1 protein-coding gene is annotated in these 404 nt (G+C 60.1%); it reads left to right on the plus strand.

The genetic code is table 11. The features are described from left to right. Nucleotides 1-320, plus strand: a 320-nt coding sequence (locus EN807_RS32875) for a nitrogen fixation protein NifQ (protein WP_189522673.1), incomplete at its 5' end; no start/stop codon positions are given. Nucleotides 321-404: the final 84 nt, after the last annotated feature.

Here is a 404-nt window from a genome sequence, read left to right on the forward strand (position 1 = left end):
GTTCGCCGGGCGACCCGGCGGGCGCCCGCTTGGCCAAGATCCTCGTCCGGCGTGTGATGCGCACGGACCGTCTTTGGCGGGATCTTGGCCTCTCCCATCGCGCTGAGCTCAGCCGCCTGCTTGCCAGACATTTTCCCGCGCTGGCGGCAGGCAACACAGAAAACATGAAATGGAAAAAGTACTTTTACCGCAAGCTGTGTGAGGCCGAAGGCTTTTCGTCATGCACTGCACCCAGTTGTCGGGAATGCCAGGACTTCGAAAGCTGCTTCGGCCCGGAGGAAGTTGAGAGTCGCCTCTCGCCGACCAGGAATGCCGGTTAGTCACTTCGCTTGATCGCAGCTGCGGACAAACGCTTATCGCGGCGCCGTAGTATGGAGGAAGGGATGTTCATCGCCTCGCGATAT

Origin of the sequence: Mesorhizobium sp. M5C.F.Ca.ET.164.01.1.1 (assembly GCF_004792125.1) — a bacterium.
Taxonomy (GTDB): Bacteria; Pseudomonadota; Alphaproteobacteria; order Rhizobiales; family Rhizobiaceae; genus Mesorhizobium; species Mesorhizobium wenxiniae.